Consider the following 24,379-nt stretch of genomic DNA (forward strand, 5'->3'; position numbering starts at 1 on the left):
GTGAACACGTAATTCATTACGAAGTTCTTTTCTTTAGAAATAAAGAAACATTGAGCATCAAACTTTTAAATTGAAGAGTTTGATCATGGCTCAGATTGAACGCTGGCGGCAGGCCTAACACATGCAAGTCGAGCGGTAGCACAGAGAGCTTGCTCTCGGGTGACGAGCGGCGGACGGGTGAGTAATGTCTGGGAAACTGCCTGATGGAGGGGGATAACTACTGGAAACGGTAGCTAATACCGCATAACGTCGCAAGACCAAAGAGGGGGACCTTCGGGCCTCTTGCCATCAGATGTGCCCAGATGGGATTAGCTAGTAGGTGGGGTAACGGCTCACCTAGGCGACGATCCCTAGCTGGTCTGAGAGGATGACCAGCCACACTGGAACTGAGACACGGTCCAGACTCCTACGGGAGGCAGCAGTGGGGAATATTGCACAATGGGCGCAAGCCTGATGCAGCCATGCCGCGTGTATGAAGAAGGCCTTCGGGTTGTAAAGTACTTTCAGCGGGGAGGAAGGTGCTGAGGTTAATAACCTCAGCAATTGACGTTACCCGCAGAAGAAGCACCGGCTAACTCCGTGCCAGCAGCCGCGGTAATACGGAGGGTGCAAGCGTTAATCGGAATTACTGGGCGTAAAGCGCACGCAGGCGGTCTGTCAAGTCGGATGTGAAATCCCCGGGCTCAACCTGGGAACTGCATTCGAAACTGGCAGGCTAGAGTCTTGTAGAGGGGGGTAGAATTCCAGGTGTAGCGGTGAAATGCGTAGAGATCTGGAGGAATACCGGTGGCGAAGGCGGCCCCCTGGACAAAGACTGACGCTCAGGTGCGAAAGCGTGGGGAGCAAACAGGATTAGATACCCTGGTAGTCCACGCCGTAAACGATGTCGACTTGGAGGTTGTGCCCTTGAGGCGTGGCTTCCGGAGCTAACGCGTTAAGTCGACCGCCTGGGGAGTACGGCCGCAAGGTTAAAACTCAAATGAATTGACGGGGGCCCGCACAAGCGGTGGAGCATGTGGTTTAATTCGATGCAACGCGAAGAACCTTACCTACTCTTGACATCCAGAGAACTTTCCAGAGATGGATTGGTGCCTTCGGGAACTCTGAGACAGGTGCTGCATGGCTGTCGTCAGCTCGTGTTGTGAAATGTTGGGTTAAGTCCCGCAACGAGCGCAACCCTTATCCTTTGTTGCCAGCGGTCCGGCCGGGAACTCAAAGGAGACTGCCAGTGATAAACTGGAGGAAGGTGGGGATGACGTCAAGTCATCATGGCCCTTACGAGTAGGGCTACACACGTGCTACAATGGCGCATACAAAGAGAAGCGACCTCGCGAGAGCAAGCGGACCTCATAAAGTGCGTCGTAGTCCGGATTGGAGTCTGCAACTCGACTCCATGAAGTCGGAATCGCTAGTAATCGTAGATCAGAATGCTACGGTGAATACGTTCCCGGGCCTTGTACACACCGCCCGTCACACCATGGGAGTGGGTTGCAAAAGAAGTAGGTAGCTTAACCTTCGGGAGGGCGCTTACCACTTTGTGATTCATGACTGGGGTGAAGTCGTAACAAGGTAACCGTAGGGGAACCTGCGGTTGGATCACCTCCTTACCTTAAAGAACCTGCCTTTGCAGTGCTCACACAGATTGTCTGATGAATGATAAATTTCAAAATGTACTGCGAAGTGCATTGTGAAATTTTGCTCTTTAAAAATCTGGATCAAGCTGAAAATTGAAACGACACATCTTAATGGTGTGTTCGAGTCTCTCAAATTTTCGCAAGTCGATGATGAATCGAAAGAAACATCTTCGGGTTGTGAGGTTAAGCGACTAAGCGTACACGGTGGATGCCCTGGCAGTCAGAGGCGATGAAGGACGTGCTAATCTGCGAAAAGCGCCGGCGAGGTGATATGAACCTTTGACCCGGCGATGTCCGAATGGGGAAACCCAGTGTGTTTCGACACACTATCGTTAACTGAATACATAGGTTAACGAGGCGAACCGGGGGAACTGAAACATCTAAGTACCCCGAGGAAAAGAAATCAACCGAGATTCCCCCAGTAGCGGCGAGCGAACGGGGAGCAGCCCAGAGTCTGAATCAGCTTGTGTGTTAGTGGAACGGTCTGGAAAGTCCGACGATACAGGGTGATAGTCCCGTACACGAAAATGCACAGGTTGTGAACTCGAAGAGTAGGGCGGGACACGTGGTATCCTGTCTGAATATGGGGGGACCATCCTCCAAGGCTAAATACTCCTGACTGACCGATAGTGAACCAGTACCGTGAGGGAAAGGCGAAAAGAACCCCGGCGAGGGGAGTGAAAAAGAACCTGAAACCGTGTACATACAAGCAGTGGGAGCACCTTCGGGTGTGACTGCGTACCTTTTGTATAATGGGTCAGCGACTTATATTCTGTAGCAAGGTTAACCGTATAGGGGAGCCGAAGGGAAACCGAGTCTTAACTGGGCGTTAAGTTGCAGGGTATAGACCCGAAACCCGGTGATCTAGCCATGGGCAGGTTGAAGGTTGGGTAACACTAACTGGAGGACCGAACCGACTAATGTTGAAAAATTAGCGGATGACTTGTGGCTGGGGGTGAAAGGCCAATCAAACCGGGAGATAGCTGGTTCTCCCCGAAAGCTATTTAGGTAGCGCCTCGTGAACTCATCTTCGGGGGTAGAGCACTGTTTCGGCTAGGGGGCCATCCCGGCTTACCAACCCGATGCAAACTACGAATACCGAAGAATGTTATCACGGGAGACACACGGCGGGTGCTAACGTCCGTCGTGAAGAGGGAAACAACCCAGACCGCCAGCTAAGGTCCCAAAGTCATGGTTAAGTGGGAAACGATGTGGGAAGGCACAGACAGCCAGGATGTTGGCTTAGAAGCAGCCATCATTTAAAGAAAGCGTAATAGCTCACTGGTCGAGTCGGCCTGCGCGGAAGATGTAACGGGGCTAAACCATGCACCGAAGCTGCGGCAGCGACGCTTATGCGTTGTTGGGTAGGGGAGCGTTCTGTAAGCCGTTGAAGGTGTCCTGTGAGGGGTGCTGGAGGTATCAGAAGTGCGAATGCTGACATAAGTAACGATAATGCGGGTGAAAAGCCCGCACGCCGGAAGACCAAGGGTTCCTGTCCAACGTTAATCGGGGCAGGGTGAGTCGACCCCTAAGGCGAGGCCGAAAGGCGTAGTCGATGGGAAACAGGTTAATATTCCTGTACTTGGTGTTACTGCGAAGGGGGGACGGAGAAGGCTATGTTAGCCGGGCGACGGTTGTCCCGGTTTAAGCATGTAGGCGGAGGTTCCAGGTAAATCCGGTACCTTATTAACGCTGAGGTGTGATGACGAGGCACTACGGTGCTGAAGTAACAAATGCCCTGCTTCCAGGAAAAGCCTCTAAGCATCAGGTAACATCAAATCGTACCCCAAACCGACACAGGTGGTCAGGTAGAGAATACCAAGGCGCTTGAGAGAACTCGGGTGAAGGAACTAGGCAAAATGGTGCCGTAACTTCGGGAGAAGGCACGCTGATATGTAGGTGAAGCCCCTGCGGGTGGAGCTGAAATCAGTCGAAGATACCAGCTGGCTGCAACTGTTTATTAAAAACACAGCACTGTGCAAACACGAAAGTGGACGTATACGGTGTGACGCCTGCCCGGTGCCGGAAGGTTAATTGATGGGGTTAGCGGCAACGCGAAGCTCTTGATCGAAGCCCCGGTAAACGGCGGCCGTAACTATAACGGTCCTAAGGTAGCGAAATTCCTTGTCGGGTAAGTTCCGACCTGCACGAATGGCGTAATGATGGCCAGGCTGTCTCCACCCGAGACTCAGTGAAATTGAACTCGCTGTGAAGATGCAGTGTACCCGCGGCAAGACGGAAAGACCCCGTGAACCTTTACTATAGCTTGACACTGAACACTGGTCCTTGATGTGTAGGATAGGTGGGAGGCTTTGAAGCGTGGACGCCAGTCTGCGTGGAGCCGACCTTGAAATACCACCCTTTAATGGCTGGTGTTCTAACGTAGACCCGTAATCCGGGTTGCGGACAGTGTCTGGTGGGTAGTTTGACTGGGGCGGTCTCCTCCCAAAGAGTAACGGAGGAGCACGAAGGTTAGCTAATCCTGGTCGGACATCAGGAGGTTAGTGCAATGGCATAAGCTAGCTTGACTGCGAGAGTGACGGCTCGAGCAGGTGCGAAAGCAGGTCATAGTGATCCGGTGGTTCTGAATGGAAGGGCCATCGCTCAACGGATAAAAGGTACTCCGGGGATAACAGGCTGATACCGCCCAAGAGTTCATATCGACGGCGGTGTTTGGCACCTCGATGTCGGCTCATCACATCCTGGGGCTGAAGTAGGTCCCAAGGGTATGGCTGTTCGCCATTTAAAGTGGTACGCGAGCTGGGTTTAGAACGTCGTGAGACAGTTCGGTCCCTATCTGCCGTGGGCGCTGGAGAATTGAGGGGGGCTGCTCCTAGTACGAGAGGACCGGAGTGGACGCATCACTGGTGTTCGGGTTGTCATGCCAATGGCATTGCCCGGTAGCTAAATGCGGAAGAGATAAGTGCTGAAAGCATCTAAGCACGAAACTTGCCCCGAGATGAGTTCTCCCTGACCCTTTAAGGGTCCTGAAGGAACGTTGAAGACTACGACGTTGATAGGTCGGGTGTGTAAGCGCAGCGATGCGTTGAGCTAACCGATACTAATGAACCGTGAGGCTTAACCTTACAACGCCGAAGCTGTTTCGGCGAAGAGACAGACAATCAAATTTCAGCTCTGATACAGATTAACAGAATTTGCCTGGCGGCTTTAGCGCGGTGGTCCCACCTGACCCCATGCCGAACTCAGAAGTGAAACGCCGTAGCGCCGATGGTAGTGTGGGGTCTCCCCATGTGAGAGTAGGGAACTGCCAGGCATCAATTAAGAAAAACCCCGTACCACAAGGTACGGGGTTTTTTGCTTTGGATCTTACACATTCCCTCCTTGAAACTTTCTCACCTTTCACTTGCAGACTCGACATTCAGATCATTTCTGGTTATCGTTAGCTGTCTGGATGTCTAAACGTTTATACGTATGCTGTGAGGATATAAGGTTATGCCGATTCGGGTGCAGGACGAGCTACCAGCCGTCAATTTCTTACGTGAAGAAAATGTCTTTGTCATGACGGCTTCACGCGCTACAGGTCAGGAAATTCGCCCGCTGAAGGTGCTTATTCTCAATCTGATGCCAAAAAAGATCGAAACAGAAAACCAGTTTCTTCGTCTGCTTTCGAACTCCCCGCTTCAGGTTGATATCCAGCTGCTACGAATTGATGCCCGTGAGTCGCGAAATACACCTTCTGAGCATCTGAACAATTTCTACTGTAACTTCGATGACATCCGCGATGAAAACTTCGATGGACTGATTGTAACGGGAGCACCACTGGGCCTGGTTGAATTCAATGATGTTGCCTACTGGCCGCAGATAAAACAGGTGTTGGAGTGGGCAAAAGATCACGTCACCTCCACGCTCTTTGTCTGTTGGGCGGTACAGGCGGCACTGAATATCCTGTATGGCATTCCAAAGCAAACCCGCACTGAAAAGCTCTCTGGCGTATATGAACATCATATTCTGCATCCACACGCATTACTGACGCGCGGATTTGATGACACTTTCCTTGCCCCACACTCTCGCTATGCCGATTTCCCGGCACAACTGATCCGCGATTATACCGATCTGGAGATCCTGGCTGAAACGGAAGATGGTGATGCCTACCTGTTTGCCAGCAAAGATAAGCGTATTGCTTTTGTCACTGGGCATCCCGAGTATGACCCAAACACCCTCGCGGCTGAGTTTTTCCGTGACGTCGAAGCGGGTCTGAATCCGGATGTTCCGTACAACTATTTCCCGAAAAACGATCCGCAAAACAAACCGAGAGCAACCTGGCGCAGCCACGGGAATTTGCTGTTTACGAACTGGCTCAACTATTACGTCTACCAAATCACACCATACGATCTGCGTCACATGAATCCGACGCTGGAGTAATCTTCTGCACTAAACGATCCTAAAGCGTTTCAGCTATTCAGATCAGGCACCTTCGGGTGCCTTTTTTATTTCCGAAATGCCACTCACCACTCAATAAAACTTTAATTTCAATTAAATCAATAAATTGAATCTAAAATTAAATTAAAATGGAAATTGTTTTTGATTTTGGAAAAAATATAGATAGTCTTAATTCTGCTGAGCGAAAACTACACAACGATCTTTCGTTCGCATTGGGGATGTGAATTTGGATCTTTGATGAGGAGCAGAGTGATGACTCAACAGGCAACGACGGTCGATGAACTGGCCTTTACCCAGCCGTATGGCGAGCAAGAACAGCAAGTTTTGACGGCGGAAGCGGTAGAATTCCTGACTGAACTGGTAACACGCTTTACGCCACAGCGTAATAAGCTGCTGGCAGCGCGCATTCATCAGCAGCAGGAAATTGACGATGGCAAGTTGCCTGGTTTTATTTCGGAAACCGCTTCCATTCGCCGTGGCGAGTGGAAAATCCGCGGCATCCCTGAAGATTTACAGGATCGCCGGGTTGAGATCACGGGGCCGGTAGAGCGCAAAATGGTGATCAACGCCATGAACGCGAACGTTAAAGTCTTTATGGCTGATTTTGAAGATTCTCTGGCACCGGACTGGCGTAAGGTCATTGAGGGGCAGATCAATCTGCGCGACGCCGTGAACGGCACCATCAGCTATACCAACGAAGCCGGCAAAATTTACCAGCTCAAACCGAACCCGGCGGTGCTGATATGCCGCGTACGCGGGCTGCACCTGCCTGAAAAACACGTCACCTGGCGTGGGGAAGCCATTCCGGGCAGCCTGTTTGATTTCGCGCTCTATTTCTTCCACAACCACAAAAACCTGCTGGCAAAAGGTAGCGGCCCTTACTTCTATCTGCCGAAAACCCAATCCTGGCAGGAAGCGGCCTGGTGGAGTGAGGTGTTTAGTTATGCGGAAGATCGATTCAACCTGCCGCGCGGCACCATCAAAGCCACGCTGCTGATTGAAACGCTGCCTGCCGTGTTCCAGATGAATGAAATTCTGCATGCCCTGCGCGATCACATTGTCGGCCTGAACTGCGGGCGCTGGGACTACATTTTCAGCTACATCAAGACCCTGAAGAATTATCCCGATCGCGTACTGCCGGATCGTCAGGTTGTCACCATGGATAAACCGTTCCTGAGCGCTTACTCGCGTCTGCTGATCAAAACCTGCCACAAGCGTGGTGCCTTTGCGATGGGCGGCATGGCCGCGTTTATTCCAAGCAAAGATGCGGAGCGTAATAGCCAGGTACTCAACAAGGTGAAAGCCGATAAAGAACTTGAAGCACGCAATGGTCATGACGGGACGTGGATTGCACATCCGGGCCTGGCCGATACCGCGATGGAGGTATTCAACCGCGTGCTTGGCGACAATAAAAACCAGCTGTTTGTCACGCGTGAAGACGATGCGCCAACAGCTGAAGAACAGCTGCTAGCACCATGTGCGGGTGAACGCACCGAAGAGGGTATGCGTGCCAATATCCGCGTTGCCGTGCAATACATCGAAGCGTGGATCTCCGGCAACGGCTGTGTGCCTATCTACGGCCTGATGGAAGATGCCGCGACGGCGGAGATCTCACGTACCTCCATCTGGCAGTGGATCCACCATCAAAAAACGCTCAGCAACGGTAAGCCGGTAACCAAATCCCTGTTCCGCCAGATGCTGGCCGAAGAGATGCGGGTGATCCAGGACGAGCTGGGCGAACACCGCTTCAGCAGTGGACGTTTTGACGACGCTGCGCGCCTGATGGAGCAAATCACCACATCAGATGACTTAATCGACTTCCTGACCCTGCCGGGCTACCGCTTCCTGGCGTAACTCACCACATAACAATATGGAGCATCTGCACATGAAAACCCGTACCCAACAAATCGAAGAATTAAAGAAAGAGTGGACACAACCTCGCTGGGAAGGCATCCGCCGTCCGTACAGCGCGGAGGAAGTGGTGAAATTACGCGGCTCGGTCAATCCGGAATGCACGCTGGCGCAAAATGGCGCGGCGAAAATGTGGAAGCTGCTGCACGGTGGTTCCAAAAAAGGTTACATCAACAGCCTTGGCGCGCTGACGGGCGGTCAGGCACTGCAGCAGGCGAAGGCGGGGATTGAAGCCATTTACCTGTCCGGCTGGCAGGTCGCGGCGGACGCTAACCTGGCCTCCAGCATGTACCCGGATCAGTCGCTCTATCCGGCTAACTCCGTACCGTCGGTCGTGGATCGGATCAACAACACCTTCCGCCGTGCGGATCAGATCCAGTGGGCGGCAGGCATTGAGCCAAACGATCCGCGCTTTGTTGATTACTTCCTGCCGATCGTTGCGGATGCAGAAGCGGGTTTCGGTGGCGTGCTGAACGCCTTCGAGCTGATGAAATCGATGATTGAGGCCGGTGCAGCGGCCGTTCACTTCGAAGACCAGCTGGCGTCAGTGAAGAAATGCGGACATATGGGCGGCAAAGTGCTGGTCCCGACCCAGGAGGCGATTCAGAAGCTGGTTGCGGCGCGTCTGGCTGCTGACGTGCTCGGCGTGCCGACATTAGTCATTGCCCGTACGGATGCGGATGCAGCTGACCTGATTACCTCAGATTGCGACCCGTACGACAGCGAGTTCATTACCGGTGAACGTACCAGCGAAGGGTTCTATCGTACCCATGCCGGTATTGAGCAGGCGATAAGCCGTGGTCTGGCGTACGCTCCTTATGCGGACCTGGTCTGGTGTGAAACCTCCACGCCGGATCTGGCGCTGGCAAAACGCTTCGCCGATGCTATTCACGCGAAATACCCAGGCAAGCTGCTGGCCTACAACTGCTCGCCTTCCTTCAACTGGCAGAAAAAGCTGGATGACAAAACCATCGCCAGCTTCCAGCAGCAGCTGTCCGATATGGGCTACAAATACCAGTTCATTACCCTGGCAGGCATTCACAGCATGTGGTTCAACATGTTCGACCTGGCACATGCCTATGCGCAGGGTGAGGGTATGAAGCACTACGTTGAGAAGGTGCAGCAGCCGGAATTTGCCGCGGGTAAAGATGGCTACACCTTCGTGTCTCACCAGCAGGAGGTGGGAACTGGCTACTTTGATAATGTGACCACGATTATTCAGGGCGGCACCTCCTCCGTCACCGCCTTAACGGGATCAACCGAAGAAGCACAGTTCTAATCTTTTCCCCCTCTCCCCCCTCGGGGAGAGGGTTGGGGTGAGGGGGATATATGTCGCGTGGTCTGGAATTACTGATTGCCCAAACTATTCTGCAGGGCTTCGATGCCCAGTATGGCCGTTTTCTGGAAGTGACCTCCGGCGCGCAGCAGCGCTTTGAACATGCAGACTGGCAGGCGGTTCAGCAGGCCATGAAGCAGCGTATCCATCTCTACGACCACCATGTGGGTCTGGTGGTGGAGCAGCTGCGGTGTATCACCGAGGGTAAAAGTCCTGACGCGGATTTTTTACTGCGCGTGAAAGAGCACTACACCCGCTTGTTACCCGATTACCCGCGCTTCGAGATTGCGGAGAGCTTTTTTAACTCCGTCTATTGCCGGTTATTTGACCACCGCTCATTATCTCCTGAGCGGTTATTTATCTTTAGCTCCCAGCCCGAGCGACGCTTTCGCACCATCCCACGTCCGCTGGCGAAAGATTTCTTCCCCGATCGCGGGTGGGAAAAGCTCCTGCACCGCGTATTAACAGACTTGCCGCTGCGTTTGCCCTGGGAGAATAAAACCCGGGATATCGGTTATATCCATGCGCATCTGACTGAAACCTTCGGCGAGGACGTTCTTGGGCACAGCCATTTGCAGGTCGCCAATGAACTGTTCTATCGCAATAAAGCCGCCTGGCTGGTGGGAAAACTGATTACGCCGACAGCCATCGTGCCGTTTCTGTTACCGATCCACCGCACCGACGACGGCGAACTGTTTGTCGATACCTGCCTGACCACCAGCGCCGAGGCCAGCATTGTGTTTGGCTTCGCCCGTTCCTACTTTATGGTCTACGCGCCGTTACCTGCCGCGCTCGTGGAATGGTTGCGCGAGATCCTGCCGGGCAAAACCACCGCCGAGCTGTATATGGCGATTGGCTGTCAGAAGCACGCCAAAACGGAAAGCTATCGGGAGTATTTGCGCTATGTCACCACGGCGGATGAACAGTTTATCGAAGCACCGGGCATTCGCGGTATGGTGATGCTGGTCTTCACCCTGCCGGGTTTTGACCGCGTCTTTAAGGTGATTAAAGATAAATTCGCGCCGCAGAAAGAGATGACGGCTGCACATGTCCGCGCCTGCTACCAGCTGGTTAAAGAGCACGACCGTGTTGGACGCATGGCCGATACCCAGGAATTCGAAAACTTTGTGCTGGATAAGCAGCAGATCGATCCAGCACTCATGGCGCTTTTAATGCAGGAAGTACCCGGCAAAATCACCGATATTGGTGACAAAATTGTGATTAGCCATCTCTACATTGAACGCCGTATGGTGCCCCTGAACATCTGGCTGGAGCAGTCCGAAGGTCAGGCGCTTCGCGATGCCATTGAAGAGTATGGCAATGCGATTCGCCAGCTTGCTGCCGCCAATATCTTCCCGGGGGATATGCTGTTTAAAAACTTCGGCGTCACCCGCCACGGACGCGTCGTGTTCTACGATTACGATGAAATTTGTTACATGACCGAGGTGAATTTCCGCGACATCCCGCAGCCCCGCTATCCGGAAGATGAACTCTCCGGTGAGCCGTGGTACAGCGTCTCGCCGGGCGATGTATTTCCTGAGGAGTTCCGCCACTGGCTGTGCGCTGACCCGCGAATTGGGCCATTATTCGCAGAGATGCACGACGATCTGTTCCACGCCAGCTACTGGCGTGGATTGCAAACGCGAATTAAGAATGGGCATGTTGAAGATGTGTATGCCTATCGACGTAAGCAGCGGTTTTGCGTGCGGTTTAACGAATCCCACCATACGCCAGCGTAACCTCTTTCGCCGCCTTAATCACCAGCGCGCCCAGCTCAGTCACGCGATCATCCGTCATGCGTGAAATCGGCCCGGAGATGGAGATGGCGGCGAACGGCTCGCGGTGTTCGTCAAAGATACAGGCTGCAATGCAACGCAGGCCCAGAGCATGTTCCTCGTCATCAAACGAATAGCCGCGTTTGCGGGTCAGGGCCAGATCCTCTTTAAGATGCACCGGCGAAACCAGCGTTGCGTGGGTGTAGGCGTGCAACCCTTTACGGTGCAATAACCCCGTCACCTGCTCTTCGCTCAGTTGCGACAGAAACGCTTTCCCCGCCCCGGAGGCGTGCATAGGGAGCTTGCCGCCAATGGGGGCCGACATACGCATCAGCTGCGTACACTGTACCTGGTCGATGATGATCGCCTGATGGTCGCTCTGGTCGAGTACCGCCAGGTTTACCGTCTCGCCGGAATCTTCCATCAGCTTGCGCAGGATCGGGTGCACAATCGCCAGCAGATTACGGCTTTGCAGGAAGCTGCTGCCGACGATAAACGCATGCGCGCCTACAGCCCAGTGTCCCAGCTCACCGACCTGACGGACAAAGCCCAGCTGCTGCATGGTGGTCAGCAGTCGATGCGTTGTGGAGTTCGGCAGGCCAGCCTGCTGGGCCAGCTCCGTCAGGGCCACGCTATTGTGCGACTCGGCTATCCACTCCAGCAGCTTCAAACCGCGCGTGAGCGATTGAACCTGTCCGCCCTGTTGTGCGGTGGTGGTAGCAGCAGGTTTTCTGCCGCGTTTAGCGGGAACGGTCGCGACCATGACGATCTCCTTTTTCTGTATCGTGGAAATCATTTTCGTTTTATTTGGTGAATTTGCAACCGTTATCCTGACTGATCGGAGGAGTGATAGTGAACATGTCTCATGTTACTCCTGTGTGACTTTTCCACCCTGCGAGATTATGCCAGTATGGAATGCAGCCTTTTGGCCTTGTTGAGCGTTGTCGGGAGCAAGTGTGAGCAGCAAAGTAGAGCAACTGCGTGCGCAGTTAAATGAACGAATTCTGGTGCTGGACGGCGGCATGGGCACCATGATCCAGAGCTATCGTCTGAGTGAAGACGATTTCCGCGGTGAGCGCTTTGCCGACTGGCCATGCGATCTGAAGGGTAATAACGACCTGCTGGTGCTGAGCAAGCCGCAAGTCATTACCGATATCCACAACGCGTACTTCGAAGCGGGTGCAGATATCGTTGAAACCAACACCTTCAACTCGACAACCATCGCCATGGCGGATTACCAGATGGAATCCCTGTCGGCGGAAATCAACCTTGAAGCCGCGAAGCTGGCGCGTGCCTGTGCCGACGCCTGGACCGCCCGCACGCCGGATAAACCTCGTTACGTTGCCGGGGTACTGGGGCCGACCAACCGCACCGCGTCGATTTCACCGGACGTGAACGACCCGGCGTTTCGTAATATCACCTTTGATCAGCTGGTTGCTGCCTACCGTGAATCAACCAAAGCGCTGGTGGAAGGGGGTTCCGATCTGATCCTGATCGAAACCGTATTCGATACCCTCAATGCCAAAGCCGCGATTTACGCGGTGAAAGAGGAGTTCGAGGCGCTGGGCGTTGACCTGCCGATCATGATTTCCGGCACCATTACTGACGCCTCCGGTCGTACCCTGTCCGGCCAGACAACCGAAGCCTTTTATAACTCCCTGCGCCACGCCGAAGCGCTCTCCTTCGGCCTGAACTGCGCGCTGGGTCCAGATGAACTGCGCCAGTACGTGCAGGAGCTGTCCCGTATCGCGGAATGTTATGTCACCGCGCACCCGAACGCCGGTCTGCCGAACGCGTTCGGTGAATACGATCTCGATGCCGACACCATGGCGGCGCAAATCCGCGAGTGGGCCGAGTCTGGCTTCCTGAACATCGTCGGCGGCTGCTGCGGCACAACGCCGGAGCACATCGCGGCCATGAGCAATGCGGTGGCCGGGCTGCCGCCGCGAAAATTACCTGAGCTGCCTGTTGCCTGCCGCCTATCCGGCCTTGAGCCGTTGACCATCGGCGACGACAGCCTGTTTGTGAACGTGGGTGAGCGTACTAACGTCACCGGTTCAGCAAAGTTCAAACGTCTGATCAAGGAAGAGAAGTACAGCGAAGCGCTGGACGTTGCCCGCCAGCAGGTGGAAAGCGGTGCGCAGATTATTGATATCAACATGGATGAGGGGATGCTCGACGCCGAAGCGGCGATGGTGCGTTTCCTCAACCTGATTGCCGGCGAGCCGGACATCGCCCGCGTGCCGATCATGATTGACTCCTCGAAGTGGGAAGTCATCGAGAAAGGGCTGAAATGCATTCAGGGTAAAGGCATCGTTAACTCCATCTCGATGAAAGAGGGCGTTGATATCTTTATCCACCACGCGAAGCTGGTACGCCGTTACGGTGCGGCCGTTGTGGTTATGGCCTTTGATGAAGTGGGCCAGGCAGACACCCGCGAACGCAAGATTGAGATTTGCCGCCGCGCGTACAAAATTTTGACCGAAGAGGTAGGCTTCCCGCCGGAAGACATCATCTTTGACCCGAACATCTTCGCCGTCGCGACCGGGATTGAGGAGCACAACAACTACGCTCAGGACTTTATCGGCGCGTGTGAAGACATCAAACGCGAGCTGCCGCATGCGCTGATCTCCGGCGGCGTGTCGAACGTGTCGTTCTCGTTCCGCGGTAACGACCCGGTGCGTGAAGCTATCCACGCCGTGTTCCTCTACTACGCCATCCGTAACGGGATGGATATGGGGATCGTAAACGCCGGACAACTGGCGATTTACGACGACCTGCCGGCAGAACTGCGCGACGCGGTAGAAGACGTGATCCTGAACCGTCGTGACGATGCGACCGAGCGGATGCTGGATCTGGCGGAGAAATATCGTGGCAGTAAATCGGATGAAGCAGTCAACGTTCAGCAGGCCGAGTGGCGTTCCTGGGATGTGAAAAAGCGCCTGGAATATTCGCTGGTGAAAGGGATTACCGAGTTTATCGAACTGGATACCGAAGAAGCGCGTCTTCAGTCCGCACGTCCGATTGAAGTGATCGAAGGGCCGCTGATGGACGGCATGAACGTGGTCGGTGACCTGTTCGGCGAGGGCAAAATGTTCCTGCCGCAGGTAGTGAAATCCGCCCGCGTGATGAAGCAGGCGGTGGCCTACCTTGAACCGTTTATCGAAGCCAGCAAAGAGAAAGGCTCCAGCAACGGGAAAATGGTGATCGCCACCGTGAAGGGCGATGTTCACGACATCGGCAAGAATATCGTTGGTGTGGTGCTGCAGTGTAATAACTACGAGATTATCGATCTTGGCGTGATGGTACCCGCGGACAAAATCCTCAAAACCGCACGTGAAGTGAATGCCGACCTGATTGGCCTCTCCGGGCTGATCACCCCGTCGCTTGATGAGATGGTCAACGTGGCGAAAGAGATGGAGCGTCAGGGCTTTACCATTCCGCTGCTGATTGGCGGGGCGACCACCTCAAAAGCGCACACGGCGGTGAAAATCGAGCAGAACTACAGTGGCCCGACGGTCTACGTGCAAAATGCCTCGCGAACGGTAGGCGTGGTGTCCGCGCTGCTCTCTGACACCCAGCGCGACGAGTTTGTTACGCGCACCCGCAAAGAGTACGAAACCGTCCGTATTCAGCACGGTCGCAAGAAACCGCGCACGCCGCCCGTCACGCTGCAGGCGGCGCGCGATAACGATCTGGCATTTGACTGGTCGAGCTACACGCCGCCTGTCGCGCACCGTCTGGGCGTGCAGGATGTGACTGCCAGCATCGAGACGCTGCGCAACTACATCGACTGGACGCCGTTCTTTATGACCTGGTCGCTGGCGGGCAAATATCCGCGCATCCTCGAAGACGACGTTGTCGGTGAAGAAGCACAGCGCCTGTTTAAAGATGCCAACGACATGCTCGACAAGCTGAGCACAGAGAAAACCCTCAACCCGCGTGGCGTGGTGGGGCTGTTCCCGGCGAACCGCGTGGGCGACGATGTTGAAATTTATCGCGATGAAACCCGCACTCACGTGCTGGCGGTGAGCCGCCATCTGCGTCAGCAAACCGAGAAAGTGGGTTTCGCGAACTACTGCCTGGCCGATTTCGTTGCGCCGAAGCTTTCTGGTAAAGCCGATTACATCGGCGCATTTGCCGTAACCGGTGGTCTGGAAGAAGATGCCCTGGCGGATGCGTTCGAAGCGCAGCACGATGATTACAACAAAATCATGGTCAAAGCGATTGCCGACCGTCTGGCGGAAGCCTTCGCCGAGTACCTGCACGAGCGCGTACGTAAGGTACTCTGGGGCTACGCGGCCAATGAGAACCTCAGCAACGAGGAACTGATCCGCGAAAACTATCAGGGGATTCGTCCGGCACCTGGCTACCCGGCCTGCCCGGAACACACCGAAAAGGGCACTATCTGGAAGCTGCTGGATGTTGAAGCGCATACAGGGATGAAACTCACCGAGTCGTTCGCCATGTGGCCAGGGGCGTCCGTTTCCGGCTGGTATTTCAGCCATCCTGACAGCAAGTACTTCGCCGTGGCGCAGCTGCAACGCGATCAAATCGAAGATTACGCCCTGCGCAAAGGTATGAGTGTCTCTGAAGTGGAGCGTTGGCTAGCGCCGAATTTAGGCTACGACGCGGACTGACGTCACTTTTCCTTACAACAAACAGGGCGCTCATTGGGCGCCCTGTCTCTTTATTACGTTTAAACCCTTATACTGAACCAAGGGAAAACGAATAACGATAAGGAGGTACATCTTCCGTGCTGACTCTGTTACATCTGCTCTCCGCAGTCGCACTGCTGGTATGGGGCACCCATATTGTCCGTACCGGCGTGATGCGCGTATTTGGTGCTCGTTTACGCACCGTTCTCAGCAGCAGCGTTGAGAAGAAACCGCTCGCCTTCTGCGCGGGTATTGGTGTAACGGCACTGGTTCAGAGCAGCAACGCCACGACGCTGCTTGTCACCTCGTTTGTGGCGCAGGATCTGGTGGCGCTGGCCCCGGCGCTGGTGATTGTACTGGGTGCTGATGTGGGTACCGCGTTGATGGCGCGTATCCTGACCTTTGATCTCTCCTGGCTGTCGCCGTTGCTGATTTTCATTGGCGTCATCTTCTTCCTTGGCCGCAAACAAACGCGGGCCGGACAGCTCGGACGCGTAGGGATTGGCCTGGGGCTTATCCTGCTGGCGCTGGAACTGATTGTGCAGGCGGTTACTCCCATTACCGAGGCTAATGGTGTTCAGGTCATCTTCGCTTCGCTGACCGGCGACATCATGCTGGACGCGCTGATCGGTGCAGTGTTTGCCATCGTCAGTTACTCGAGCCTGGCCGCAGTATTGCTGACGGCAACACTCACCGCTGCAGGGGTGATCTCCTTCCCGGTCGCGTTATGTCTGGTGATCGGGGCCAACCTCGGCTCTGGCCTGCTGGCGATGCTCAACAACAGCGCCGCCAATGCTGCCGCCCGTCGAGTGGCGCTTGGCAGCCTGTTGTTTAAGCTGGTGGGGAGTCTGATTATCCTGCCCTTTATCCACCCGCTGGCGAACCTGATGGATAACCTCCCGCTGCCAAAAGCGGAGCTGGTGATCTATTTCCACGTTTTCTATAACCTGGTGCGCTGCCTGGCGATGGTACCTTTTGCTGAACCGATGGCCCGTTTCTGTGAACGACTTATTCAGGATGAACCGGAGCTGGATGCGCGTCTGAAACCTAAGCATCTGGATACGTCCGCGCTGGACACCCCTGCACTGGCGCTGGCGAATGCGGCCCGTGAGACGCTGCGCATAGGCGATGCGATGGAAACCATGCTCGAAGGGCTGCAAAAGGTGATGCACGGCGAGCCACGTGAAGAGAAAGAGCTGCGCAGACTGGCGGACGACATCAACGTGCTCTATACCGCCATCAAGCTCTATCTTGCGCGTATTCCGCAGGATGAACTGGCGGAGGAGGAGTCCCGCCGCTGGGCGGAAATTATCGAGATGTCGCTTAACCTGGAGCAGGCCTCAGATATCGTTGAGCGCATGGGCAGCGAGATTGCCGACAAATCCCTTGCCGCGCGTCGCGCATTTTCAGGTGAAGGCCTGAAGGAGCTGGAGGCGCTGCACGAACAGCTTGTCAGCAACCTCAAGCTGGCGATGTCGGTGTTCTTCTCCAGCGACGTGCCGAGTGCGCGCCGCCTGCGCCGCAACAAGCATCGTTTCCGTATTCTGAACCGCCGCTACTCGCACGCCCACGTTGAGCGTCTGCATCAGCAGAACGTGCAGAGTATCGAAACGAGTTCGCTGCACCTGGGGCTGCTGGGGGATATGAAACGTCTCAACTCGTTGTTCTGCGCGGTGGCGTACAGCGTGATGGAACAGCCGGATGAAGACGACGAGCGGGATGAATATTAATCTCTGAAAGCGCCTCGCAAAACCGTTTTGCGAGGCGTGACACCTTATAAAGCGCCATTTACTCTTCAGACCTTACATTTTTAAGGGAATAGAAAATGCTCGTTTATTACGCTACTCTTCGCCAATTCATGCGCATTCCGATGGGGGTTCTCATGCGCACTACTCAAGGCATTAAAAAATCAGTTAATGTGTCGTTAGCACCAGAAATTCTTGAAGAGGCGCGACGGCTTAAACTTAATCTATCCGCTGTACTCACGGCTGCGCTGCAGGAGCAGTTTCGTGCGCATCAGCGCGCCGAGTGGTTAGCAGAAAATAAAGCTTCTATTGAGGCCATTAACCAGTGGGTTGATGAAAACGGCTCTTTTAGTGACTTTCAGAGGTCGTTCTGATGAAGCAGTCCTGGTCGCCCCCGCAGTTGAGCTTAGCCACCTGGGAGGCATTCAACCGCCTGCGAAAGTGTGCCCTGTCGTTGAGATAGCGGGTAAGCCCTGCGTGGTCATGATGCACATGATGGCAGGCATATCGCCAAAAGAGTTAGGCGAGCGTGTCGCCGATCTTACGCAAAACCGGGCTTCATTGCGGGATGCACTCGATTTTTTGATCAACGGTTACTAACACTTTTTTGTCAGCCGCAAGGTAAGGTATATTTCGCCCTTCACAGGAGAAACTATGCTGCCAACTCAATCAACCCGATTAAACAAATACATTAGCGAGAGCGGGATCTGCTCACGTCGCGAGGCTGACCGTTACATTGAACAGGGTAACGTGTTCCTGAACGGCAAACGCGCCACCATTGGCGACCAGGTCGTCCCTGGCGATGTGGTTAAAGTGAATGGTCAGGTCATCGAACCCCGCGATGCTGAAGACCTGGTGTTTATCGCGTTGAATAAACCGGTTGGTATCGTCAGTACCACGGAAGATGGCGAGCGGGACAACATCGTTGATTTCGTTAACCACAGCAGCCGTGTCTTCCCGATTGGTCGACTGGATAAAGACTCCCAGGGGCTGATTTTTCTCACCAACCACGGTGACCTGGTGAACAAAATTCTGCGCGCCGGAAATGACCATGAGAAAGAGTACATCGTCACGGTGAATAAGCCTGTGACGGATGAGTTTATCCGTGGGATGGGGGCGGGCGTGCCAATTCTGGGCACCGTTACGAAGAAGTGTAAGGTGAAGAAAGAAGCACCGTTCGCGTTTCGTATTACGCTGGTCCAGGGTTTAAACCGGCAGATCCGCCGTATGTGTGAGCACTTCGGTTATGAAGTGACGAAGCTGGAACGCACGCGCATCATGAACGTCAGCTTGTCCGGGATCCCGCTGGGTGAATGGCGTGATTTAACGGATGACGAGCTGATCGAGCTGTTCAAACTTATTGAGAATTCTTCATCCGAAGCAAAGCCGAAGGCCAAAGCCAAACCTAAAACCCAGGCGATTAAGCGCCCGGTGGTGAAGGCGCCGCAGGCGGAAGAGAAAGGACGCGGCAAACCGGCCAACGGGAAACGCTTTACCCAGCCTGGCCGTAAAAAGAAAGGGCGCTAATCAGCGCCTTCCACGAGTCGATGTGTTGGCAGACCACGAGAAGGTCGCCTCCGCATCGGGTTTATAAGCCTGCTGCTTTTTCAGTTTGCGGGCTTTTTTCGCCTCAGCCTCACGCTGTGTCATCAATTTGTCGATATACTCTTTTTTAACCTGGTTCGTTTCGGCGTTCGTCAGCGTGCGGCCATGGGCGATACGGGCGCGGTCGAGAAGCGTTTTCAGTTCGCGCTGCTCGGCTTCCGTCATGTCTTTCTGGGTCAGTCGTGGTGTAGCCATTGCTGAAGCCTCCTGATGGGGAGGCTTCAGTGTAAAGCAAGCCGCGTAAATTAACTCTGCTTCACCGCATCTTTTTTGGGTTGTTCATCAATCGGCTTACCGGACCAGTAACCCGCCAGCAGCGAACCGGAGAAGTTATGCCAGACGGAGAACAGTGCGCCAGGTAGGGCCGCCAGTGGTGAGAAGTAAATCTTACCGAGTGCTGCTGCCAGACCGGAGTTCTGCATTCCCACCTCGATTGCCAGCGTGCGGCAGGTGGACTCGTCAAAGCCAAACAGCTTCCCGCCCCAGTAACCACCGAGTAATCCAATGGTGTTATGCAGTACCACCGCGATGATCACCACAAAGCCTACAGAAGCAATGTGTGAGGCGGAACCCGCCACCACGGCGCTGATGATCGCCAGAATGCAGACCATCGAAAACGCTGGCAGGTACGGCTCAACGGCTTTCACCACGCGCGGGAAAAGATGGTGAATGACTAGTCCCAGCGCAATCGGGATCACCACGATTTGCAGGATGCTGAGTAACATGCCCATGACGTCCACCTGAATATGTGCGTCCACATATAAGCGCGTTAACAGTGGGGTAGCAATCACGCCAACCAGCGTGGAAACGGAAGAGATAGTGACGGAGAGTGCCACATCGCCTTTCGCAAGATAGATCATGACGTTGGACGCCGTGCCGCTGGCCACGCTGCCCACCAGCACCATCCCGGCGGAAAGGTCGGGCGGCATCTTAAAGGCCATCGCCAGTAGCCACGCCGCGAGCGGCATCACCAGGTAGTGCAGGAATATGCCTGCAGCGACGGGGGCCGGGCGCGACAGCACGCGTTTAAAATCGTCGATTTTCAGATGAACGCCCATACCGAGCATGATCAGCATCAGCAGGGTGGTGACCCACGGACCAATGCCGGTGAACGAGGTGGGCGTGTAATACGCGACTACGGAGAGCAGCAGCGCCCATAACGGGAACAGCCGTGTGATGGCGGATAACATAGGTATTTCCTTGCGATTGTGTTGTGTTTAGTTATGAAAAAGCCGGGTCTGTGCCCGGCTTATCGTTATTGTTTATCGTGCTAACGAATTTTATTCAAACAAATTCTGATGAAGCTTCTGCACGACCTGCTCGGCCTGATCGGCAGGGACCAGGAAGCAGAGGTTATAGCTGGAGGCACCGTAGCAAATCATGCGGATGTTGAACGGGTCGAGCACGCCAAACACCTCTTTCCCTACGCCGCAGGCACGCGACAGCTTGTTTCCGATGATGGCAACCAGCGCCAGATTTTCTTCTACTTCCACGCGGCACAGTTCAGAAAGCTCAATCAGCAGTGACTGCGTCAGCAGGGTGTCACCAGTGGAGGTGGAACCGGTGGTGTCCAGCGTCAGCGCGATGCTCACTTCGGAGGTGGTGATCAAGTCTACAGAGATGTTATGGCGCGCCAGAATGCCAAACACTTCCGCCAGGAAGCCACGGGAGTGCAGCATATTGTGGCTGTGCAGCGTGACCAGCGTCTGGCGACGGCGCAGGGCCAACGCGCGGAACAGTGGTGGATTTTCCGTTTTCTTGCAGACCAGCGTCCCGCCCGCTTTCGGATCTTTACTGGAGCCGACGAAGACCGGAATATCGCTACGTACGGCTGGCAAAAGGGTTGCCGGATGCAGCACCTTCGCACCGAAGGTGGCCATTTCAGCCGCTTCTTCAAAGGCGATCACATCAATACGTTTAGCCGCAGAAACAACGCGCGGGTCGGTGGTGTAAATGCCCGGAACGTCAGTCCAGATATCCACGCGCGTTGCATGCAGTGCTTCGCCCAACAGTGCGGCGGTGTAGTCGCTGCCGCCACGGCCAAGCGTGGTGGTGCGGCCTTTCGCTTCACTGCCGATAAAGCCCTGGGTGATCACAATACCATCTGCCAGACGGGGAGCCAGCTGCTGGTTGGTCAGCTCCGCCAGCGCTTCAACGTCCGGCTCGGCGCGGCCAAAGCGATCGCTGGTACGCATCACTTTACGCACGTCAAACCACTGCGCCTGAATGTTACGCTCGCGCATGATTTCCACAAACAGCAGAGTCGACATCAGTTCGCCATGACTGACCAGCTCATCGGTCAGGGCGGTGGAGGTGGCCAGAGAAGCCGCTTCTGCCAGCGTGGTGATATTTTCCAGCAGGCGTTCCACTTCTTCGCGGATGACATTCGGGTTCTGCAGACGTTCAAGGATGTCGAACTGAATTTTGCGCAGTGCATCCAGCTTAACGAAACGCTCGGTCGCTTCCAGTCCTTCAGACAGAGAAACCAGCAGGTTCGTCACGCCAGCAGAGGCAGAAAGCACCACCAGGCGGGTATTCGGATCGGCTAGCACCACATCGGCGCTGCGGTTCATGGCATCGTAATCGGCCACACTGGTGCCGCCAAATTTGGCGACCACAAAACTCGTCATAACAACCTCGTGTCAGGGAATGAATAAAGCGACCTTGGCACAAGAATGAAACGAAAACAGGTGCAGGCGCAAAATACGGCCCTATAAATAAAATGCGGGGGAGGTCCTGTCAATGCCGGGATTATGCGGATTTTTCATGGGGGGGTACCCCTGAGAAACAGGACTTATAACAGGGCCATATTTTATGCTTCATTTTACCCGGTTTTGACCGACATTTCGCCGCCGCAGGAGCGCTCTCCAGCAGCTATACTTTTCGGGTCTTTTCACCTGCGTTTGATGCAGGCCAGGGCAATGGCATAAAAACCATCACAATTTTTATTTGCAGGCGCTACAATCGACCGCAGTCACAATTCTCAAATCAGAAGAGTATTGCTAATGAAAAACATCAACCCAACGCAGACCGCTGCCTGGCAGGCACTACAAAAACATTTTGATGAAATGAAAGACGTCACTATCGCGGAGCTGTTCGCGAAAGATGCCGATCGTTTCAACAAATTCTCCGCGACCTTTGATGACCTGATGCTGGTGGATTTCTCCAAAAACCGCATTACCGAAGAGACGCTGGCGAAACTGCAGGATCTGGCAAAAGAGACGCAGCTTGCTGACGCCATCAAATCCATGTTCTCCGGTGAGAAGATCAATCGCACCGAAGACCGTGCCGTGCTGCACGTGGCGCTGCGTAACCGTAGCAATACGCCAATCATCGTTGACGGCAAAGATGTAATGCCGGAAGTGAACGCGGTGCTGGAAAAGATGAAAGCCTTCTCCGAAGCGATCATCTCTGGTAGCTGGAAAGGCTACACCGGCAAAGCCATCACCGACGTGGTTAACATCGGTATCGGCGGTTCTGACCTCGGTCCATTCATGGTGACCGAAGCGCTGCGTCCATATAAAAACCACCTCAACATGCACTTTGTCTCTAACGTCGATGGTACCCACATCGCCGAAGTGCTAAAGAACGTGAACCCGGAAACCACTCTGTTCCTGGTCGCATCTAAAACCTTCACCACTCAGGAAACCATGACCAACGCCCACAGTGCGCGCGACTGGTTCCTGAAGACTGCAGGCGACAACAAGCACGTGGCGAAACACTTCGCGGCGCTGTCCACCAACGGCAAGGCAGTTGGCGAGTTCGGGATTGATACCGCGAACATGTTTGAGTTCTGGGACTGGGTGGGCGGCCGTTACTCTCTGTGGTCTGCAATCGGTCTGTCCATCATCCTGTCTGTCGGCTTCGACAACTTCGTTGAGCTGCTCTCAGGCGCACACGCGATGGATAAACACTTCTCCAGCACCGCACCAGAGAAAAACCTGCCTGTGCTGCTGGCGCTGATTGGTATCTGGTACAACAACTTCTTCGGCGCTGAAACCGAAGCGATCCTGCCATACGATCAGTACATGCACCGTTTCGCGGCCTACTTCCAGCAGGGCAACATGGAATCCAACGGTAAATACGTTGACCGTAACGGCAACGCCGTGGATTACCAGACCGGTCCAATCATCTGGGGTGAGCCGGGCACGAACGGTCAGCACGCGTTCTACCAGCTGATTCACCAGGGCACCAAAATGGTACCGTGCGATTTCATCGCCCCGGCTATCACCCATAACCCACTGTCCGACCACCATCCGAAGTTGCTGTCTAACTTCTTCGCCCAGACTGAAGCGCTGGCATTTGGTAAATCCCGCGAGGTGGTAGAGCAGGAATACCGTGACCAGGGTAAAGATCCGGCAACCCTGGACCACGTTGTGCCGTTCAAAGTGTTCGAAGGCAACCGTCCAACCAACTCCATCCTGCTGCGCGAAATCACGCCGTTCAGCCTGGGGGCGCTGATTGCCCTGTACGAGCACAAAATCTTCACGCAGGGCGCGATCCTGAACATCTTCACCTTTGACCAGTGGGGCGTTGAGCTGGGCAAACAGCTGGCAAACCGTATCCTGCCAGAGCTGGGTGACGATAAAGCGATTGCCAGCCATGACAGCTCGACAAATGGTTTGATCAACCGTTATAAAGCATGGCGTGCGTAATTAAAATGTCATGAAAAATGCCGGCGATATGCCGGCATTTTTTTATCGGATAATTCCTGATGTCTGTTAATTAACTCAAATTCTGGATCTGAGTTTAATCCGAAAAAGACGCTTAACCCGTTAATTGCTGCGGTTTATTTTAAGAAAATACGCACTAATTTGTTAATATGTATATATTATAACTTATTGATTTTAATTAATTATATATTTATTTTATTTTTATTCTATTTCCATTTTAACCATTATTCCGAAAACCCCACCCCTATTTCCCCTTACGACAATCCCACGGCAGTAGTTGTGTATACTCGATTCCGCCTGAAATTCTTTTCGGGCAAATCTCCATTCATTCATTGAAGGGAAATTGTTATGAAGAAAGTACTGTATGGCATTTTTGCCATATCTGCGCTTGCGGCGACATCTGTTTATGCAGCTCCGGTTCAGGTCGGGGAAGCGGCAGGGTCGGCTGCGACGTCTGCGTCTGTGGGAAGTTCTACCGCAGCCAGCGCCAGCACCGTAAGTTCAGCCGTGGGTGTCGCGCTGGCGGCAACCGGTGGCGGTGATGGCTCCAATACCGGAACCACGACCACCACAACGACCAGCACCCGATAATTCCGGGTGTTTTAATCATAACCACACTTCGGTGTGGTTATTTCGCCCTT

The 24,379-nt window shown here is 54.2% G+C and carries 15 protein-coding genes and 3 rRNA genes; 14 read left to right on the forward strand and 4 right to left on the reverse strand.

Annotation, left to right across the window (positions count from 1 at the left end; all coding sequences use genetic code 11):
- Positions 1-67: 67 nt before the first annotated feature.
- From AAHF05_RS01195 to aceK, 7 genes are all read left to right on the forward strand, one after another.
- Positions 68-1,607 (forward strand): 16S ribosomal RNA (locus tag AAHF05_RS01195).
- Between the two features lie 208 nt (positions 1,608-1,815).
- Positions 1,816-4,720, forward strand: a 23S ribosomal RNA gene (locus AAHF05_RS01200).
- Positions 4,721-4,792: 72 nt separating this feature from the next.
- Positions 4,793-4,908 (forward strand): 5S ribosomal RNA (gene rrf / locus AAHF05_RS01205).
- The 16S, 23S and 5S rRNA genes sit together here, the layout of an rRNA operon.
- Before the next feature lie 179 nt (positions 4,909-5,087).
- A complete protein-coding gene (gene metA, locus AAHF05_RS01210; RefSeq protein WP_028017990.1) occupies positions 5,088-6,017 on the forward strand; it encodes a homoserine O-succinyltransferase in 930 nt (309 codons plus the stop codon).
- Between the two features lie 270 nt (positions 6,018-6,287).
- Complete coding sequence (aceB, locus tag AAHF05_RS01215; protein WP_129325466.1) at positions 6,288-7,889, forward strand: malate synthase A; 1,602 nt, start codon at positions 6,288-6,290, stop codon at positions 7,887-7,889.
- A 31-nt stretch (positions 7,890-7,920) separates the two neighbouring features.
- On the forward strand, positions 7,921-9,225 hold the full coding sequence (aceA, locus tag AAHF05_RS01220; protein ID WP_049007765.1) for an isocitrate lyase: 1,305 nt from the start codon (positions 7,921-7,923) through the stop codon (positions 9,223-9,225).
- 50 nt (positions 9,226-9,275) lie between these two features.
- Positions 9,276-11,021: a bifunctional isocitrate dehydrogenase kinase/phosphatase gene (aceK, locus tag AAHF05_RS01225; RefSeq protein ID WP_049007764.1), complete on the forward strand. Its 1,746-nt coding sequence runs from the start codon at positions 9,276-9,278 to the stop codon at positions 11,019-11,021.
- Here aceK and iclR read toward each other — a convergent pair.
- The gene (iclR, locus tag AAHF05_RS01230; RefSeq protein WP_129325465.1) at positions 10,993-11,820 is read right to left on the reverse strand and encodes a glyoxylate bypass operon transcriptional repressor IclR; all 828 of its coding nucleotides are present in this window, start codon (positions 11,818-11,820) and stop codon (positions 10,993-10,995) included. The genes aceK and iclR overlap by 29 nt on opposite strands.
- A gap of 193 nt (positions 11,821-12,013) precedes the next feature.
- Between iclR and metH the strand changes: the two genes are divergently transcribed.
- From metH to rluF, 5 genes are all read left to right on the forward strand, one after another.
- Positions 12,014-15,697 carry a methionine synthase gene (metH, locus tag AAHF05_RS01235; protein WP_129325464.1) on the forward strand — a complete coding sequence of 1,228 codons (3,684 nt, stop codon included), beginning with the start codon at positions 12,014-12,016 and terminating at the stop codon, positions 15,695-15,697.
- A 116-nt stretch (positions 15,698-15,813) separates the two neighbouring features.
- Positions 15,814-17,445 carry a Na/Pi cotransporter family protein gene (locus AAHF05_RS01240; RefSeq protein ID WP_129325463.1) on the forward strand — a complete coding sequence of 544 codons (1,632 nt, stop codon included), beginning with the start codon at positions 15,814-15,816 and terminating at the stop codon, positions 17,443-17,445.
- Between the two features lie 95 nt (positions 17,446-17,540).
- Positions 17,541-17,834: a type II toxin-antitoxin system CcdA family antitoxin gene (locus AAHF05_RS01245; protein ID WP_049007761.1), complete on the forward strand. Its 294-nt coding sequence runs from the start codon at positions 17,541-17,543 to the stop codon at positions 17,832-17,834.
- Positions 17,812-18,060, forward strand: a complete 249-nt coding sequence (locus tag AAHF05_RS01250) for a CcdB family protein (RefSeq protein ID WP_240739595.1) — start codon at positions 17,812-17,814, stop codon at positions 18,058-18,060. The genes AAHF05_RS01245 and AAHF05_RS01250 overlap by 23 nt, the downstream gene beginning before the upstream one ends.
- Before the next feature lie 54 nt (positions 18,061-18,114).
- Positions 18,115-18,987, forward strand: coding sequence for a 23S rRNA pseudouridine(2604) synthase RluF (gene rluF, locus AAHF05_RS01255; RefSeq protein WP_049007759.1), 873 nt, complete (start codon positions 18,115-18,117; stop codon positions 18,985-18,987).
- Here rluF and AAHF05_RS01260 read toward each other — a convergent pair whose 3' ends face one another.
- The 3 genes from AAHF05_RS01260 to lysC form a co-directional block, all read right to left on the reverse strand.
- Positions 18,988-19,260, reverse strand: coding sequence for a DUF3811 domain-containing protein (locus AAHF05_RS01260; RefSeq protein ID WP_028017981.1), 273 nt, complete (start codon positions 19,258-19,260; stop codon positions 18,988-18,990).
- 50 nt (positions 19,261-19,310) lie between these two features.
- Positions 19,311-20,255 carry a ketopantoate/pantoate/pantothenate transporter PanS gene (gene panS, locus AAHF05_RS01265; protein ID WP_129325462.1) on the reverse strand — a complete coding sequence of 315 codons (945 nt, stop codon included), beginning with the start codon at positions 20,253-20,255 and terminating at the stop codon, positions 19,311-19,313.
- 90 nt (positions 20,256-20,345) lie between these two features.
- On the reverse strand, positions 20,346-21,695 hold the full coding sequence (gene lysC / locus AAHF05_RS01270) for a lysine-sensitive aspartokinase 3 (RefSeq protein ID WP_028017979.1): 1,350 nt from the start codon (positions 21,693-21,695) through the stop codon (positions 20,346-20,348).
- Positions 21,696-22,070: 375 nt separating this feature from the next.
- On the opposite strand from lysC, the gene pgi reads away from it, so the two are divergent.
- Both pgi and yjbE read left to right on the forward strand, forming a co-directional pair.
- The gene (gene pgi, locus AAHF05_RS01275) at positions 22,071-23,720 is read left to right on the forward strand and encodes a glucose-6-phosphate isomerase (RefSeq protein ID WP_108089384.1); all 1,650 of its coding nucleotides are present in this window, start codon (positions 22,071-22,073) and stop codon (positions 23,718-23,720) included.
- Positions 23,721-24,086: 366 nt separating this feature from the next.
- Positions 24,087-24,329 carry an exopolysaccharide production protein YjbE gene (gene yjbE / locus AAHF05_RS01280; RefSeq protein ID WP_129324850.1) on the forward strand — a complete coding sequence of 81 codons (243 nt, stop codon included), beginning with the start codon at positions 24,087-24,089 and terminating at the stop codon, positions 24,327-24,329.
- Positions 24,330-24,379 lie beyond the last annotated feature (50 nt).

The sequence above is a fragment of the Enterobacter adelaidei genome, from assembly GCF_041937165.1.
Classification (GTDB): Bacteria; Pseudomonadota; Gammaproteobacteria; order Enterobacterales; family Enterobacteriaceae; genus Enterobacter; species Enterobacter adelaidei.

What these genes read in the sequence shown, in the direction of transcription:
- panS (WP_129325462.1), bottom strand. Translation starts at nt 20,255, where the DNA reads ATGTTATCCGCCATCACACGGCTGTTCCCGTTATGGGCGCTGCTGCTC.
- metA (WP_028017990.1), top strand. Translation starts at nt 5,088, where the DNA reads ATGCCGATTCGGGTGCAGGACGAGCTACCAGCCGTCAATTTCTTACGT.
- aceA (WP_049007765.1), top strand. Translation starts at nt 7,921, where the DNA reads ATGAAAACCCGTACCCAACAAATCGAAGAATTAAAGAAAGAGTGGACA.
- yjbE (WP_129324850.1), top strand. Translation starts at nt 24,087, where the DNA reads ATGAAGAAAGTACTGTATGGCATTTTTGCCATATCTGCGCTTGCGGCG.
- AAHF05_RS01260 (WP_028017981.1), bottom strand. Translation starts at nt 19,260, where the DNA reads ATGGCTACACCACGACTGACCCAGAAAGACATGACGGAAGCCGAGCAG.
- iclR (WP_129325465.1), bottom strand. Translation starts at nt 11,820, where the DNA reads ATGGTCGCGACCGTTCCCGCTAAACGCGGCAGAAAACCTGCTGCTACC.
- lysC (WP_028017979.1), bottom strand. Translation starts at nt 21,695, where the DNA reads ATGACGAGTTTTGTGGTCGCCAAATTTGGCGGCACCAGTGTGGCCGAT.
- pgi (WP_108089384.1), top strand. Translation starts at nt 22,071, where the DNA reads ATGAAAAACATCAACCCAACGCAGACCGCTGCCTGGCAGGCACTACAA.
- rluF (WP_049007759.1), top strand. Translation starts at nt 18,115, where the DNA reads ATGCTGCCAACTCAATCAACCCGATTAAACAAATACATTAGCGAGAGC.
- aceK (WP_049007764.1), top strand. Translation starts at nt 9,276, where the DNA reads ATGTCGCGTGGTCTGGAATTACTGATTGCCCAAACTATTCTGCAGGGC.
- aceB (WP_129325466.1), top strand. Translation starts at nt 6,288, where the DNA reads ATGACTCAACAGGCAACGACGGTCGATGAACTGGCCTTTACCCAGCCG.
- AAHF05_RS01245 (WP_049007761.1), top strand. Translation starts at nt 17,541, where the DNA reads ATGCTCGTTTATTACGCTACTCTTCGCCAATTCATGCGCATTCCGATG.